The organism is Citreicoccus inhibens (assembly GCF_019039035.1).
Lineage (GTDB): Bacteria > Myxococcota > Myxococcia > Myxococcales > Myxococcaceae > Citreicoccus > Citreicoccus inhibens.
Window position 1 is genome coordinate 91601 of record NZ_JAHNZT010000025.1, and the last position, 16450, is coordinate 108050.

Annotated in this window: 10 protein-coding genes; 5 read left to right on the forward strand and 5 right to left on the reverse strand. The window is 69.1% G+C overall.

Features of this window, described 5'->3' with window-relative positions; translation table 11 throughout:
- Nucleotides 1-291: 291 nt before the first annotated feature.
- The 3 genes from KRR26_RS25060 to KRR26_RS25070 all read left to right on the forward strand — a co-directional run bounded on the left by KRR26_RS25060 (nt 292) and on the right by KRR26_RS25070 (nt 7774).
- Nucleotides 292-2946: a glycosyl hydrolase family 18 protein gene (locus tag KRR26_RS25060; RefSeq protein ID WP_407931738.1), complete on the forward strand. Its 2655-nt coding sequence runs from the start codon at nt 292-294 to the stop codon at nt 2944-2946.
- 92 nt (nt 2947-3038) lie between these two features.
- A complete protein-coding gene (locus tag KRR26_RS25065; RefSeq protein WP_120204596.1) occupies nt 3039-5111 on the forward strand; it encodes a glycosyl hydrolase family 28-related protein in 2073 nt (690 codons plus the stop codon).
- Between the two features lie 59 nt (nt 5112-5170).
- Nucleotides 5171-7774: a hypothetical protein gene (locus KRR26_RS25070; RefSeq protein ID WP_217081050.1), complete on the forward strand. Its 2604-nt coding sequence runs from the start codon at nt 5171-5173 to the stop codon at nt 7772-7774.
- A gap of 6 nt (nt 7775-7780) precedes the next feature.
- Here the strand turns inward: KRR26_RS25070 and KRR26_RS25075 are convergent, their stop codons facing one another.
- Both KRR26_RS25075 and KRR26_RS25080 read right to left on the reverse strand, forming a co-directional pair.
- Complete coding sequence (locus KRR26_RS25075; RefSeq protein WP_217081051.1) at nt 7781-8545, reverse strand: glucose 1-dehydrogenase; 765 nt, start codon at nt 8543-8545, stop codon at nt 7781-7783.
- A gap of 29 nt (nt 8546-8574) precedes the next feature.
- Nucleotides 8575-9561, reverse strand: a complete 987-nt coding sequence (locus KRR26_RS25080; protein ID WP_120204603.1) for a zinc-dependent alcohol dehydrogenase family protein — start codon at nt 9559-9561, stop codon at nt 8575-8577.
- A gap of 284 nt (nt 9562-9845) precedes the next feature.
- Here KRR26_RS25080 and KRR26_RS25085 point away from each other — a divergent pair, with 284 nt between their 5' ends.
- On the forward strand, nt 9846-10907 hold the full coding sequence (locus tag KRR26_RS25085) for a lysylphosphatidylglycerol synthase domain-containing protein (RefSeq protein ID WP_120204606.1): 1062 nt from the start codon (nt 9846-9848) through the stop codon (nt 10905-10907).
- On the opposite strand, the gene KRR26_RS25090 is transcribed toward KRR26_RS25085, so the two are convergent.
- From KRR26_RS25090 to KRR26_RS25100, 3 genes are all read right to left on the reverse strand, one after another.
- On the reverse strand, nt 10837-13053 hold the full coding sequence (locus tag KRR26_RS25090; RefSeq protein WP_217081052.1) for a molybdopterin oxidoreductase family protein: 2217 nt from the start codon (nt 13051-13053) through the stop codon (nt 10837-10839). The two genes, KRR26_RS25085 and KRR26_RS25090, sit on opposite strands and share 71 nt — an antisense overlap.
- Before the next feature lie 204 nt (nt 13054-13257).
- Nucleotides 13258-14025, reverse strand: a complete 768-nt coding sequence (locus tag KRR26_RS25095) for a DUF5953 family protein (protein ID WP_217081053.1) — start codon at nt 14023-14025, stop codon at nt 13258-13260.
- The gene (locus KRR26_RS25100; protein ID WP_217081054.1) at nt 14022-14936 is read right to left on the reverse strand and encodes a DUF6310 domain-containing protein; all 915 of its coding nucleotides are present in this window, start codon (nt 14934-14936) and stop codon (nt 14022-14024) included. Before KRR26_RS25100 ends, KRR26_RS25095 begins: the two co-directional genes overlap by 4 nt.
- A gap of 881 nt (nt 14937-15817) precedes the next feature.
- On the opposite strand from KRR26_RS25100, the gene KRR26_RS25105 reads away from it, so the two are divergent.
- A complete protein-coding gene (locus KRR26_RS25105) occupies nt 15818-16393 on the forward strand; it encodes a hypothetical protein (protein ID WP_217081055.1) in 576 nt (191 codons plus the stop codon).
- Nucleotides 16394-16450 lie beyond the last annotated feature (57 nt).

The following is a 16450-nucleotide window of genomic DNA, read 5'->3' on the forward strand; positions in this document are numbered from 1 at the left end:
TATGTCTCGACTTGCTTCGAATCAAGGAAAACACGGTCCGTGCAGGTTGTGAAGCGGGAGACGCGGGGCGGGAGCGCGGAGGGAGAACCTAGGAGGTGGGCGCGAGAGGGCTGTGAACCAGCGCGCCTCGCGCCGCGACCTCGGGGCAGGTGTTGGGAGCGGGGCACGTCAATCACTTTGCCCTGCCGCCCCTCCTGGCGCGGCGTGTGAGGGGCTCGTGACCTGGAGCCTCGCGGGCGTGACGTCGCGGAGCCCCCTCACAGCGACCTGTCATCTGCGTGTTGGAGTTCCATGAGAAGACAATGGGTGTGCTTCGCGGTCGTGTCCGGTCTCTGCTTCGCTGTCGCGGCGGGGCTCACCGCGCCCACGGGCCTTGGCTCGGAGGCCCTGATGGGCCTCGGCGCCGAAGGGGGAGTGGGGGAGGAAGTTTTCGAGCAGGAGCAGGCCGGCGTGGCGGGCGTGCCCCTGGTCATCTATGCGGATGCGCTGGCGCCTGGCTGGACGGACCGCTCCTGGGCCACACATGACCTGGGCGCGCTGTCGCCGGTGCAGGCGGGAAATCGTTCCATTTCGGTGACGTTCGGCCCGCGCGCGGGGCTCTACTTCCGCAGTCCGGGTCTCTCCACCGTGGGGCGCAACGTCCTGCAGTTCCAGATTCACGGGGGAGGGACGTTCAGTCCGCCGGTGACGCTCAGCGCGTACTCGTCCAAGACCGCGTCGCCCGTGCCGGTGGAGTTGGGGGCGTACTGTGACGACGGCGTCGTCCTGGCGGACACCTGGACGCGCTGCCGCGTGCCCCTGGCGGTGCTGGGCGCGGACGATGCGCGGCTGGATGGTCTGCTGTGGATGGAGTCCGAGGGCCGCGCGCTGCCCGCCCTGTTCGTGGACAGCATCGAGCTGACCTTCGTGGCCCCCTCTCCGCCCGCGCAGGTCGCCGCGGCTGTCTCGGGCACCGCCATCAACGTCACGTGGAGCGCCGTCACGGGGGCCACGGCCTACGGCGTGTATCGCGCCTCGGGGCCGGCGGGCCCGTTCACGCGCATCGCCACCGTGTCCGCGCCGACGGCGTCCTACCGAGACACGTCCGTCTACACCGGCCTCACGTACTGGTACGCCCTCTCCGCCTCGAACGCCTCGGGAGAGGGGACGCGCTCCCAGGTCGTCTCCGCGTCGGTGCCCGCGGGGAACACCACGATGACGTGGATCTACCGCGACAGCATGGTGAGCCCATGGCGCGATGACACCGTGGCGCCGCACTCCCTCACCAACCCGCAGCCCGTCGCGGCGGGCCGCTACTCCATCTCCGTCACGCTGGGGCCGTCCCAGGCGCTCGTCTTCTCCCATCCGGGCCTGTCCACGCTCAACCAGACGGCCCTCGTGTTGCGCGTGGACGGCGGCAGCGGCGGCGGCGGCGCGCTCGTGCGGGTGCGCGCCCAGGTGAACGGCGCCTGGACCGATGGCGTCCTCCTGGGCCCCACCTGCGTGGGCGGTTCCATCCCCGCCAACGCGTGGACGTCCTGCCGGGTGCCCCTGACGTCGCTCGTGCCCGCGAACGCCACCCTCACGGGCATCGAGTTCCAGGAGACGCGTGGCCAGACGCTGCCCACGCTCTACTTCGACGAGGTGGGCGTGGAGGGCAAGCAGGGGGTGTTCGTGTCCGTGTCGCCCGCGAGCCTCACGCTGCAGGCCGGGCAGACGGGCCAGTTCACCGCCACGGTGGCGGGCAGCACCAACACGGCGGTGACGTGGTCCGTGCAGGAGGGCGCGGCGGGCGGCGCCGTCACCGCGGCGGGCCTGTACACCGCGCCCGTGACGGCGGGCACCTACCACGTGGTCGCCACCAGCCAGGCGGACCCCAGCAAGAGCGCGTCCGCCACCGTCACCGTCACGCCGTCCTCGCCGGGCGGCAAGCTCTGGGTGTCGGGTTATTACACGGGCTGGAACGTGGACCTGTATCCACCGGAGAAGGTGGACTTCAGCGCGCTCACCCACATCATCGTCGGGCGCGTCACGCCCAATGCGGATGGCACGCTGAACACCAAGTTCGACAATGACAACGGCCAGCAGATTGCTCGCACGCTGTCCACACGCGCCCACGCCGCCGGACGCAAGGCCATCATCATGATTGGCGGCTCGGGCGAGCACGATGGGTGGGTGGGCGCGGCCAAGGCCGCCAACCGCGCCAGGTTCGTCCAGAACCTGCTCAACGCCATGGACACGTTTGGCTATGACGGCCTGGACATCGACTGGGAGCCCATCAATCCGGAGGACAAGCCTGACCTGCTCGCGCTCGTGCAGGCGCTGCGCGCGGCCCGGCCCAACATGCTGCTCACCATCCCCATTGGCTGGGTGAACGCCAACTTCCCGAGCGACGCGGACCCATGGTTCGTGAACCTCGTTCCTCTCATGGACCAGCTCAATGTCATGTCCTACGAGATGATTGGTGTCTGGGATGGGTGGATCTCCTGGTACACGTCCGCGCTCCAGGGGGAGGCCGGCAACCATCCGTCCTCCGTCAAATCCAGCCTGGAGGCCTGGGCCGGCGCCGGCATCCCCAAGGCGAAGCTGGGCATGGGCATCCCCTTCTATGGCCTGGCCTGGAGACACATCACCGGGCCCTATCAAAACTTCACCAACTGGTCCGACTATGTGGGCGGGGACAACTCCTTCACCTACGAGAAGATTTCCCGCTTTGCCCCCACCGGAACATACCACTGGGACGATGCGGCCAAGGCCAGCTATCTGACCTTCACCACGCCGGTGGAGGACGGCACGGTGCGATGGATTACCTATGACAGCCCTCAGGCCATCGCCGCCAAGGGCGCTTTCGCGCGCTCCCAGGGCTATGGCGGCACCATCATCTGGACCCTCAATCAGGGATGCATCAATCCCACCACTGGCGCCAATCCACTGCTGGACGCGGTGAAGGGGGCCTTTCTGCCGTGACGCAGGGTTTCAGGCAATTCATGTCAAACGGGTGCATCGGCGGCGGGTCATGACAATCCTATGAGTCTCAATTCACCGACTCAGGAGGCCCTTTGCCCAACTTCATCCGAGACAACACTCCGCTGTCCACGGACCCCGATGCACTCCGCAACGCGCTGTTGGATGTCCGCACGGTCATTCGCTCGGATATTGATGTAAAGAACTACGGCGCCGTCGGAGATGGCATCGCGGACGATACAAGTGCCATCCAGGCGGCATTGGACGCGGCGCAGAACGCGGGGCCCTCGGCGGAAGAGGCGAACGCGGCGGTGAGGCTCCCCGCGGGGCGCTACCGCATCACCCGGCCCCTGCGGATGCGCCGCAGCTATCTGCGGATGCATGGGGATGGCAAATCCCTGACCACCCTCATCAACGACGGACTCGGGCCCGCCATCTACATCAGTGATGGCGTGGCACCCACCATGCCGCTCGTGTCGCCCCTGGCGCTGGGGCCGGGGCTGGCGCTCGATATGTTCAGCCGACGGGAGACGTACTCGCTGAACCTGCGCGAGCTGCCGTCCATGGACCTGGATGGGTTGCCCCAGTTCTCCGTGCAGTGCTACTTCCGCCCCAAGAAGATCATCAACGCGCAGATGATCATCTCGTCCTGGGGGAGCCTGGGACGGGCGCCGCCCACCCGGCGCGCTTTCGTGCTGAGCTGTGGTGACTTCGACAACCTCCATCCCGGCTGTGTGTCATTCAAGCTCACGGTGGGCGGGCAATACCTGACGGCGCGCACGGCGGACTACACGCTCCAGGTGGAACGGACGTACCACCTGGAGGCCAGCTATGACGGCGTGATGATGCGCGTCTTCGTGGACGGGAAGTTGTTGGCGTGGACGCCCGCGACGGGGACGCTGAACCAGGAGCCCTGGGAGGACGTCATCCTCGGCGGGGCGAGCTACTACTTCCCGCAGTCACCGCCGCAGACGGAGCAGGCGTATGGCTATCTGGACTCGGTGCACCTGAGCCGGGTGGCGCGCCACACCGCGGCCTTCCCCATCCCCACGCGAAAACACGTCGCGGACGCGGACACGCTGGCCCTGCTCAACTTCGACGGGCAGGCGGACGGGCTGATGCAGGTCCAGGTGGGCGCCGCCGCCCGAGGCTTCGTGCCGGTGATGAACAGCGCCTACGAGGGGGGCCTGGTGCGGGTGGAGGTGAGCGACCTGCGCATCGCCAAGGGCAACGGCATCTACGCGAGGCTGTGTGTCTCCGTGCTGGTGGAGGACGTCATCTTCCTCAGCACGCGCTACGGCATCCGCCTGACCAACAATTGCTATCTGAGTCGCGTGCAGCGGGTGTCCATCTTCGGGGGGGTGGGGACGATATTTGGAATCTCCGTGGAGAACTCGGGCGTCACCCGGCTCCAGGACATCGACACCAAGGTCCCCAACTTCCCCATCATCGTGGCCGAGTGCTCGGTCATCCTCGACAACATCTACAACGGCAACGGCATCTACAACCTCTACCTGGTGGGGAGCCTGGGCGGGGCCATGAGCGTGGACATGCGCTTCGTGGTGCTCACCGACGAGGACTTCGGCTTCTCCAATCCCCGGCGGCGCGGGGTGATGTACGCGCAGGACCTGGTGAGCCTCTCGGCCACCAACTGTACCTTCGAGGCCCTGTCGAGCCCCGACACACCCATCATCGACATCCGGCCGGGCTCGGGGGCGTATGTCTTTACCGGCAGCACCTTCAACCCCAGCCGCGCCGGGCCCCGCGCGGAGGTGTTCCGTCTGCCCACGGAGGGGCTGCCAAACCCTGTCATCCGTCCCATCAAGGTATTGGCCCCGGGCAACTGGAAGCAGCTGCCCCTGACGTGGTCTCAAACGCCGGGCGCGGTGTCGGTCGAGGATGGCAGCTCGGCCACCAATGTCCGGGGACTGTCTGCGGGGGACACGGCGTCCAGCAACTTCTCGGGCACCGCGCTGGTGCCTCCGGGGAGCGTGGAGGTGGCGGTGGTGTTCCCCCGGCCGGAGCTGGACGCGGCCTACCGCATCATCGCCACGGCCAACGCGGCGGGCGCGCCCTTCGTCACCCAGAAGGCCGCCACGGGCTTCACGCTCAACCTCACCAATGAGGCGGACCAGCCGGTGAGCGTGGACTGGCTGCTCTTGCGCTGACGCCTCGCGCCACGCCAGGGGGACTCCTCCGCCCAGGCTTCCGGGAGTAGACAGCGGACATGTCCGCTCTGCTCGACCTGGGAGTCCACCGAGGCCAAGACGTCCGTTGTCCGGGCTGCGTGCGCTTCATCCCTCCTGGCGTCTCCTGTCCGCACTGCTTCTGTGGCGCGGTGCCCCCCGAGGACTATGGGGCGGCCCGAGAGCTGCTGCGCGCGGGGGTGGACCGCTTCGCGCTCGCGGACCGCGTGGCGGCGTTGGCCGCGGAGCCTCGCGCGGAGCTGAGGCGTCGGTATGCGGCGCAGTGGGCGCGCGTGCGGCGCGTGGTGGAGGTGGCAGAGCGGCTGGAGTCCGGGCTCCTCCAGCGCGGCTTCACGGCCGCTCAGGAGGATGGGTGGGCCGCGATGCTGCCGCTCGACCTGGGGGTGCTCGACGAGCTCCTGGGGCCACCGGGGCCCTGGCCCGACACGCCGGAGTTGCTCTGGCGCAAGGCCCCGGACCTGGGCGTGCGCTCGCTGGCGGCGCTCGTGCTGGTGCACCAGGGGCGACCGGAGCCGGACGTGCTCGCCACGGTGCGCGGGCTGTTGGAGCAGGACGGGCTCCTGGGGCTGGAGGCGATGCTGGCGCTGACGCGCTGGAAGGTCTGGCCCTGGGCGCGGATGTCCTCCGCGGGGTGCGAGCGCGTCCGCGTGCTGTCGCTCGCGCTGCTGGAGCACGCGGCGCTGGGGCCGCGCGCGGCGGTGGCTTGGGTGCGTGCCACTGAGGAGCAACCCACTGGCGGGGTGCTCCAGCGCCTCCGCGAGGGACTGCGAGACGCGGCGGACGCGGACCTGCGCTTCGAGTGCGCGCTGTGCCTGGAGGACGCGGAGGGGCTGCGGGAAGGACTGATGTCGAGCGACTTGGAGACGGTGTCCCAGGCGCGGCGGCGGCTGACCGCGCTGGGCTCGCGGTGGTTCTTCGCGGACGTGGCGCTGACGGGGGACGCGCAGGCCGCCAAGGACATGCTGGCCGAGCTGCCCTCGCCCACGCCCCCGGAGGCGCTCGCGGCGTTGCTGGCGGTGTCGGCGCGCACGCCGGGCGCGCTGGCGGATCGGCTGCTGCGATTGGCGGAGCGAGCGCCGTTGGTATTGCTTCCGCCGGACGCGCAGGCGCGCTGGGCGGAGTGGGCGCTGTCGGTGCTGCCGGGGTTGCCGGGCGAGGTGGCCCTGCGCTTCGTGGACTGGGCGGGCACTGCTCCGAAGGAGCATGGCCACTCGCTGCCGGACATGGAGGCGGTGCGCGCCTTCGTGGAGGCCGCCGCCGAGGCCCTGTCGAATGACGCGCTGGAGGCCCGCGCGAAGGCGATGGATGGCATCGGTTTCCGGCGCTTCCTCCTGCTAGCGGAGCCCGCGCAGGCGCGGCTGCTGAATGTCTGGGCGCGAGATGAGGACTGCGCGGGCCCCTTGCTGATGGCGTTGATGTCATTGCCGTCGTGGGCGGACCGGGTCGTGGAGGGGTGGCGGGAGCGGGTCCCACGGCTGTGGGTGTCCGTCTGGGAAGGGCCGGGCCAGGAGGACGTGGTGGCGCCACTGCACGAGGCGGTGCGCGCCTGGAGTGGAGGCACCGGGCGTGAGGCGTTCATCGACACGGTGTGGGCGCGCTTCCGCTCTCATCCGGAGGAGCGTGAGCGATTGCTCGCGGCCTTCGCTCCGTGGCGGGACGCGCTGTGGGAGCGGCAGGTGGCGGAGGAGCCCGACGCGGTGGCGCGCTTCCGGGCGTGGGGGCGCGTGGACCCGATGGGGTTGGATCGACAGGTGTCCTTGCTGGTGCAGAACGCTCCGGCCGCGGACCTGCCGCGCCGGCTCGCGGAGGTGTGGCCCGCGGCGGAGGAGGCCATCGCTCGGCGCCCGCGCACGGCCGCGCTGGCGGTGTTCACCGCCGCGTGCGCGCTGGGCAATGCGCTGGGCGTGGAGGAGCAGGATGCCGTGCTGTTGCCCGAGGCGCGGCGACTGCGCGCCTGGTTCCCCGGCTTCGCGGAGCGGGTGCATGAGACGCCCGTGCCGCCAGAAGAGTCGGGCTTCGTCAGTGACTTCGCGGAGGAGACGCGGCCTCGGCTCCAGTGGATGACCGAGTACGAGGAACGCCGGCTCGCGGACGCGTCCCGTCGCGAGGAAGCGGAGTTGATGCGGCGCGTGACCGAGTCGCGGCTGCGCGACCAGGAGCGGCAGGCGGAGGCCCGCCGTCTGGAATTGGAGCAGCAGTCGAGAGCCGCGCGTGAGCGATTGGTGGGAGAGATGGTGGCCGCGCGCCAGGAGTGGGGGCGGCGGATGGCGGCCATGCGGAGCGGAGCGGAAGCCCCGGGCCTCCCGTTCGATTCCCCGACCTCCACGCGCGGCCCGGACGCGGGCGACGATGAGGGAATCCTCGCGCGCCTGCGCCCTCAGATAGAGGGCAAGTCGCTGGACGCGGAGGTCCACTTCCCTGGCACGCCCCTGCCCACGGTGTGGCACTACGTGCGTGTCCTCAAGGCGCTGGGGATGAACCCGGATGCGCTGCGGGTGCTCCAGGCCGCGGGGCTGGAGCCGCAGGCCTGGGCGCAGCACGCCCTGGCCTGGGGACAACTCGTCACGCACCGCAAGGACCTGGCCGCGCGCATGGTCGAACTGCTGATGGCGTCCTGGGAGTGACCTCCGCTACTGCGCGGTGGCGCCGCCGTCGATGACCATCTCCGAGCCGGTCACCATCTTCGACTCGTCCGAGGCGAGGTAGACGATGGCGTAGGCCACGTCATCCGGTTCACCCAGTCGGCCCAGGGGAATGCCTCGCACCATGCGCGCGCGCGCCTCGACGGGCTTGCCCGAGGCCTGGGCCAGGGCCTCCACCATCGACGTCTCCACGAAGCCGGGATGGATGGAATTGACGCGGATGCCGTAGCCCTTCTGCGCGCAGCGCAGCGCCACGGACTTGCTCAACAGCCGCACGCCGCCCTTGGCGGACGAGTACGCCGGAACGCCCGCCATGCCCACCAGTCCTCCCACGGAGGAGATGTTGATGATGGAGCCGCCCTCTCCGTGACGGCGCATCGCGCGGATGCCGTGCTTGCACCCGAGGAAGGTGCCGTCCAGGTTGACGGCGTGCACCAGCCGCCACTCGGCCAGGGACAGCGTCTCCACGTCCTTGGGGATGCCCATGCCGGCGTTGTTCACCAGCACATCCAACCGGCCGAAGCGCGCCAGGGTCTGCTCCATGGCTTGCTCCCACTGCTCCTCGCGCGTGACGTCCAGGGATACGAAGAGGCCCGAGTCACCCAGTGACTCGGCCACCTGCCGCCCCTCGTCCTCGCGCCGGTCCGTCACCACCACGCGAGCGCCCTCGCGCGCCAGCAGCCGTGCCGCCGCCGCGCCCAGTCCGCCCGCCGCGCCGGTAATCAGGGCGACCTTGCCTTCGACTCGCTTCATGATGTCTGTCCTTGGGTGAGTGCGCGCGCTCAGGTCGCGGGGTTGGGGGTGAGGATGACCTTGCCGTTGCGGCCTTCCTCCATCGCACGCTGGAGCGCGTCGTGGATGCGCTCCAGCGGATAGGTGCCGTCCACGGCCGTCTGCAACGTGCCCACGGACATCAGCTCCGCGAGCCGGGCGAAGGTGGCGTTCTGCTCCTCGCGCGAGGCGTTCCGCATCCAGCGCACCAGCCAGAAGCCTCGCAGGGAGATGTCCTTGAAGATGGAGGCCGCCGCGGACAGCTTGGGGCCCTTGCCGCTCATGGCGCCGTAGTTCACCACCACGCCGCCCGTGGCCAGCGAGTCGCCCAGTCGTCGCGTGGAGTCTCCGCCCACCGCGTCGATGCCCAGGCGTACCTTGGCTCCGTTCGTGGCGCTCTTCACCTGCTGGGGCAGCTCGTCCGTGTCGGTCAGCACCACGTCGGCGCCCTGGGCCTTGAGTTCGGCGGCCAGGGACTCGCGGCGCACCACGTTCACCGTCTTCACGCCCATCACCTGCGCCAGGGTGATGAGGTAGCGCCCCACCGCGGAGTTGGCCGCGTTCTGGATGACCCAGTCGCCGGGCTGGAGCGTCACGAACTGCCGCAGCATGAGGTAGGCGGTGGGTGGGTTGATGGCCATCATCGAGGCTTGGATGAGGTCTAGGCCCGGCGGCACGGGTAGCAGCTCGGCCGCCTTCGCGGTGAGGTGCGTGCGCCACGTGCCCGCGCCGGTGGGCAGGAACACCAGGTCGCCGGGGGACACCGCGTCCGAGTCCTCCACCTCGACGACGCGGCCCACGCCCTCGTTGCCGGGCGTGGCGGGCAGCTTGGGCAGCATGCCGTACTCGCCGGTGAGGGTGAGCAGGTCCGAGGGATTGATGGGCGTGGCGAGCACCGCCACCCGCGCCTCGCCGGGCTTGAGGGCCTCGCGCGCCTCGTCCACGAGCTGCGCCACGTCCATGGGGGGCCCGAAGGCCGAGAACCGCACCGCTTTCATGTGTCGCTCCCGCGTTCGTCCTGCCGTCGCGGGACGCACCCTAGCCACCTTCGTCGCGGCTGCCGAGCCGCGCGCACCGCGTTCACCGCGCGACGTTCCCACCCGGACGTGCGGGCCCGGGGGGAGGTGCTCCGAGCCCCAGGGCCCTGCGCGCTGTCCTCCAGGCGACGGCCCGGGCGGACCGAGGTCGCGCGTTCAGGGTCCCCCCTCGTCAGGGGCGGTGAGGCTGCGCACCTTCACCACGACCCCGGGGGCCGGGGGCGCGATGGGCGAGGAGGGCGACGGTGAGAGACGCGCGCCAGGACGCGGCCGTGGTCGGGCCCGCGATAGGCGAGGCGGAGCCGGGGCGAGCGCTGTTCGGTGGCTCCTGGCGACTCCGGCTCATCGTGGGCATCAGGATCCTCTTCGCGCTGCTGGGCCTGGGCATGCTGGCCATGTTGGTGCACCGCGCGGGCCCGAGCGAGCTGGGGCTCGCGCTGAAGGAAGCCGCGCCGTGGTTGCCCTGGGTCGCGCTCATCGAGGTGGGACGGCAGGCGTTGGATGCCTCGGCCACCTGGTTGGCGCATGGACCTCGCGCGCGCCTCATCCCGGTGTCGGTGCTGGCGCGCGCGCAGCTCATCGGCACGGCGGTGTCCAGCATGGCGCCCGCGGGCCGGGCCGCCGCCGAGGCCACCAAGGCCGCGCTCGTCACGCCCTACACGGGAGGCGCGGCGGCCTCATCCGCGGCGGCCACCGCGCAGGCCGCGTCACTGGGCGCGGGCGGGCTCATCTCCTTCCCGTGCGCGTACGCGTCCTTCCTGATGACGGGGAACTCTGCCTTCACCATCGCCATGCTCATCCACGGCACGGTGCTCTTGCTCACCTCGTTGGGCGTGCGCGCCTGCATGCGGGCGCGGAAGTTGGGCGCGTGGCTGCGTCGGAGGCGCAAGCGTTGGGCCTCGCAGACGGAGGTGTTCCAGGATTCGGCGTGCTCGGGCCCGTTGCTGCCGTGGCGTCCCATGCTGGCCTTCATGTGCAGCCGCTCGCTCCAGGTGATGCAGTACGCGGTGCTCGCGCACGCGGTGGGCATCAACGCGAGCGCGGTGCAGGCGCTCTTCGCGCAGGGCCTCTACCTGGTGGCGCTGGCGCTGGGGTCGCTCGTGCCGGGGCAGGTGGGCGTCACGGACGGAGCGTTCTCGCTGGCGGCGGGCGCGCTGGGCACCACCACCGCGCGCGCCATGTCCATCGCGTTGCTCGCGCACACGGTGCAGGCGGGCTTCGTCCTGGCCGGTGCGCTCACGCCGCTGGTGTGGAGGCCCCGACGCCCGTCACCGCCGCGCTCGTCACCCGCACCGGCGTGCCGCTGAAGGCTGCGTTGCCGCTGACCGCGTCGAGGGCGAGGTCATCGGTGAGGTCGTTGATGCTGACGCCCGCGTGCTGGGCGGCGACTGTGAGGCGGATGCCCGGTCGTTGATGGCCGTAGCCGTGAGGCAGGCTCACCACGCCCGGCATCACGTCATCCGTCACCTCCACCGGTACCGTGACGTGGCCCACGCGCGAGGTGACGAGCGCTTCTTTGCCCTCGACGAGTCCCAGCCGCGCGGCGTCCTCGGGGTGCACCATCAGCGTGCAGCGAGGCTTGCCCTTCACGAGGCCCGGCGTGTTGTGAAGCCAGGAGTTGTTGTCGCGCAGGTGACGCCGACCGATGAGCAACAGTTCACCATCGCGCGGCGAGGACACGCGCGCTTTGGGGAAAGTCTCACGCAGTCGTCGCAGGTCCGCGACCAGGGGCTCGGGAGCGAGCCGGATGCGATGGTCCTTGTGCTGAAGCCGCTGCGGGAGGCTGGGCTTGAGCGGGCCCAGGTCCACGCCGTGAGGCTTCTCACGGAGCTGAGCCAGGGTGAGGCCCTGACGGAATGGGCGGAAGCGCGCGCCATATGGGCCCATACGCAGGCCCACGTCGAGCAGACGCTCGGGCCCCAGTCGCTTGAGCGCGTGGTACGCGAGCGTGTCCTTCAGCCGAGTCCCGTGGCGCAGCATGTCCAAGCGGTGCTTCAGCTCCAGGTGGATGCGCCAGTCCTCGAGCGAATCCGGCCCGGGTGGGAACAGAGGCGGAGCGTAGCGAGCGGTGTTGCGCACGGCGAGCATGTGGAAGGCGAGGTCGTAGTGGCCGCGCTCCAGCGGTGACACGGGCGGCAGGATGTAGTGCGCGTGGCGCGTCGTCTCGTTGAGGTACGGGTCGATGCTCACCATGAAGTCGAGCCGCTCCAGCGCGCGTTCGAGCTGAGCCCCATTGGGCGTGGACAGCGCGGGATTGCCCGCCACGGTGACGAGCGCGCGGATGCGCCCCGGGCCTTCGGTGAGAATCTCCTCGGAGAGCACGGCCACGGGCAGCTCACCAGCGAACTCAGGCAGGCCACGCACGCGACTCTTCCATCGCCCGAGGCTGCCGCGTCCCAATCCAAGCGCGCGAGGCCCCCCCACCAAATCAAAGGCAGGGCGAGTGAAGAGGGCGCCGCCCTCGCGATCCAGGTTGCCCGTCACGACATTGAGGACGGTGATGAGCCATTGGCAGAGGGCGCCGAAGGGCTGGGTGGACAGGCCCATGCGGCCGTAGCAGACGGCCCCATCCGCGGCGAGGAAGTCACGGGCCAGCGCACGCAAGGTGTTCGCGTCCACGCCGGTATGCGGAGCGACGTGCTCGGGCGTGAAGTCGCGGACCTGTTCGCGCACGACATCCAATCCATCCACGAACGCCGCGAGCCGTCCCAGTCGCGGCGGGTTCTCCACGAGGGCCACATGGAGCAAGGCGAGGAGAGCGAGCGCATCGGTACCGGGGCGGATGAAGACGTGTTGGTCCGCGATGCGAGCGGTCTCGGTGCGGCGCGGATCCACGACGACGACGCGACCGCCGCGTTGCTGGATGGCGCGCAGGCGAGCACGGACATCGGGCGCGGTCATCATGCTGCCATTCGAGGCCAGCGGATTGGCGCCGAGGATGAGCATGTACCGGGTGTGGTCGATGTCTGGGATGGGCACGAGGAGTTGGTGCCCGAACATGAGATAGGCGGCGAGTTGGTGCGGGAGTTGATCGACGGACGTGGCGGAGAATCGGTTGTGCGTGTGAAGGGAGCGCACCAGCTCGGGCGCGAACATCATGGCGCCGAGGTTGTGGACGTTGGGATTGCCCAGATAGACGCCGACGGCGTTGTTGCCATGCTCGCGTTGCAGGGCATAGAGCCGATGGGCCACATCATCGAGCGCCTCATCCCAGCCCACCGGCTCCCAACCCGAGGCGGTTCGGCGCATGGGTTGGCGAAGGCGGTCGGGGTCCTCGTGCAGGTCACGAAGCGCGAGGGCCTTGGGGCAGATGTGGCCGCGGCTGAAGGGGTCCTCCTCATCGCCACGGATGGAGTGGACGCGGCCGTCGCGAACCTCGATGCGAATGCCACACATGGCCTCGCAGAGGGTGCAGGCACGGAAGTGGACCTGGGGCTCGGAGGAAGAGGGCATGCCGCCACTCTATGCCGACCTCGCTGGCATGTGCTGTCGAGAGAGGTTTCAGGGGTGGCCTTTGATGGCAGCGTCTACATTGCCTGCCATCTCCTTGACGCACACCTGGGGCGGAACTGTTCTTTGTGTTGCATTCGTTCCCGCAGGCCTGACTCTCGGCGAGAGGACCTCTCGGTGTGGAGGCCGCGAGTCCGGTCTTGATGCTCACCGAAGAGGTCCAGGCGCCGAGCGCCCGCCAATCTCCGGGAAGCGCTCATAGCCTCGCAAGAGCGCTTCCAGATGAGTGGGGTTGTCCAGGTCGAGCGGTGCGTCCGTGAGCTGCACGACCCATCCGCCCGATGCCGAGCGCTGCGAGCGCGAAAGCAGGTCCGTGTCCCGCGCCAGGTCCGGGAACCCGATGGCGCGTGCCGCAGCCTCAGACCAGTAGTTCAGCCATCCGAGGTAGTAGGGAACTTCGGGCGAGTGGATGTGCTCGAAGAGCTTCAGGGCGGGCAGCCCCCGGCGTGGAGCCGGTGGCCCTTCGAGTGTAGGGGCTGTCTGATACGCGATGTCCACCGCGGCATCGTGTGGCGTCGCACGCCCCCAGAACGCGCCTGTGCCCTCCGCTACGCGCCCCAGCATCTCCGCCGCTGCCGCGATGACCGCCGCATCGAGCGGCAGCTTCGCATGGACCTCGAACAAGGCCTGACCGCCAGGGCTGAACAGTCCCGAGTTTTCCCTCCCCATCACTGTCACGGGGGAGTTCTCGTCCCCGTTGCACACCAGAGGGAATCCTCCGTTTTTGATCTTTTCTGCGAGCCACGCGTCGCGCTGTGCCAGCGCAGCAAGTCGTCGCCCCCCGGTCACCCGCCACGCTAGATGCAAGCCAGGGAGCGCCTGTTCCATCCCATGAACAGCCGCGAGTGCGCGCGAGTCGTTACCCGCGAGGGCAGGCGCGTAGACGGTCAGAACGAGGCGATCGGGTGTGGTCATCGTTTGCATCCCGTGACGACGATCTTGAGGGAGGGAACAATGGCGAGCAACGCGTCTTTGTGCGCTTGGGTGCTCACCCCCATAACGAAGTCATAGCCACATGCCGCCGCGGCTCTGCGCTCCCTTTCTATTTGCGCCAAGTCCTTCTCGACCTCCCGCTCCCGGATGAAGTCCGGGTACGTATCAAATCGGTGGGTCTTGATCTCCCACAGCGCGCGCACGCCGACCTGCAGCGCATCAAAGCGCTCGCCGCCCACGATGACGTCCATGCCGAGGTAGCGGTTGGGTGGAAACTTATCGGCGCACTCGTTATGCGGGGCGTCCGCGCCCGCGTGCGGCACAGGGATGGGTTCGCACGTTGGACGGCGCGGCTTGATTTCAGGCGGTGGTGGGAAGAAGTCTCCGGTGCGTGAGCCCTTTGGCGTGGGTTCTCTCTCCGTCACGGGTTCATGCTCACCGGATGGTCGTGCTTGCGGCTTGGGCTGCGCGCGCCCGCGGGATGCGTTTCGGTGATAAGCATCAATCCCCTCTTGGATGGCGGCTGCCACGACCACCGCTCCAATCACGACCACGGCACCGGCAACGAGCTCGGGTGCCGCGAAGACACAAAGGGCCATGGCGGCGGGACCTGCTGCATCCACCGAAGCGAGGGCGCATTTTCTGGTGATGTCCCGAAACCTGACCCTGTCGCGCTCGAGCGCGTGAAAGCACCGTTCCGCCAGAACGGGCCATTCGTTGGCGGCTTCATGCGCCACGCAGTGGCCGTTGTCTGTCCACGGCAACTTTGCTGCCCGCTGAAAGTTGTCGAGCCGCGGGTCTCGGGCCGGTATCTCTCTTGGGCTCGGCGCCGACGTAGCGCAGCCCGAGAACAGGAGCAGCAGCACGAGTGTGATGCAGTTTCGGAAACGCATGACCACCGCCTGTCTTCAAGCGTGGGTGTTGCGACCCTTCGACTCTGGAGTATTTCCGCTCGCATTGTCACCAAGGGCGCGAGTGATGGCCTTGGCGCCACCGCCCGAAGGACTTCGCTTCATTCCCGTGGCGCAGTGGAATGACGCTTCGGCCTTCCGCTCGTGAGGGGTGGGCCGAGCCCCAGGGTTGAAGTGCTAGAAGGTCCCCGCGAAGCACACGCTTCACGACGGACCTTGTCGCTCGCTTGTCCATCTGGCGCGATGTCCCGTCCACGCTGGGGAGGCGAGGTTTTGGTGAGTGAGGGACACGAGGCTCGGGTGGTACAGCGGCTCGCGGAGCTGGGCCTCCGTCCGGACGAAGCCCACTTCACGGACGGACGCGTAGACCGGGTCTTGCTCGAGGTCGACCGCGCGCCTGGCGTGTACGCGCGCCTCGCGCATCAGGAGCCTCTGCGCGAGCTGTTTCTCCGGGTGGACCTTGGTGGCAGCGAGCAAGCACTGCGGCAAATGCTCACCGAACTCCAGACTGTGGGGTTGTCCTCTTCCTTGGAACGCATCGTCATCGACCGGCGCGACTACTGGGACGCCATTCGGGACGACGCGTTGGTCATTCAGCGCCAGGACGGAGACGTCATCCGGCTCGACCTCGAACTCGTGGACTTCGAGCGCCTCGACTCAGGGCTCGAGTTGCTGGGCGCGGCCCTGACGACGCTCGACACGCAGCGGCTGGACACGATGGCGCTGCACGTTTCGGGGCATGGGCCCACGGACATGCGACGGCTCCTCGACGTGCTGGAACAGGCAGGTCCACGGCCTTCACTGCGGACCTGGACCCTGGGGTACGCCTCGGCCTTCTCCAGGACTGGATTCAGTGGATCCGCTTGGACGCGCTGGGCTCGCTCCTGTCCCTCTACCCAGGCCTGCGAACCCTGGTGCTCCCCATGGCGGAACTCCAGGCGGAACGCATCGAACACTCCGAGCTGCGCGAACTCTTCCTGCACTGGTTGGGCGCGACCCCCTTCGGGCCTGCGGACCTGTCCGCGTGGAAGAAGTCGCCCGTGTCCAAGGCCGGGGGACTTCAGTTCCTCCGCGACGCGCGCCTCCCGAGACTCGAACGCCTGGGCATCGACTGTCAGTTCGACTGGTACGTGGGATGGACTCCCGAGGACCTCGTGCCGCTCGCGCAGGCCGAGGGACTCGCGGGGCTCCGTCACCTGGAGCTGCGCTACTGCGCTCTGGGCGAAGCGCTCTGCGAGGCACTCATCCACGCGCCCTTCGCACCCCAGTTGGAGGTCATCGACCTGACCGGTACGGAGCTGACCGACGCGAGCGCGCGCCTCCTCGCGAACGCGTCCACGCTCTCCCACGCGAAGCAACTCATCTGCTCCCAGGATGACGTGTCACCCGCGTCCTGGGCCGCGCTCACGGAGCGCTATCGCATCACGGAGCCTCGATAGCGCGCCCGTGCGGCACGCGCGTTCGCCTGCGCCAGACTCCCGAGGTCCGAGAGCCTG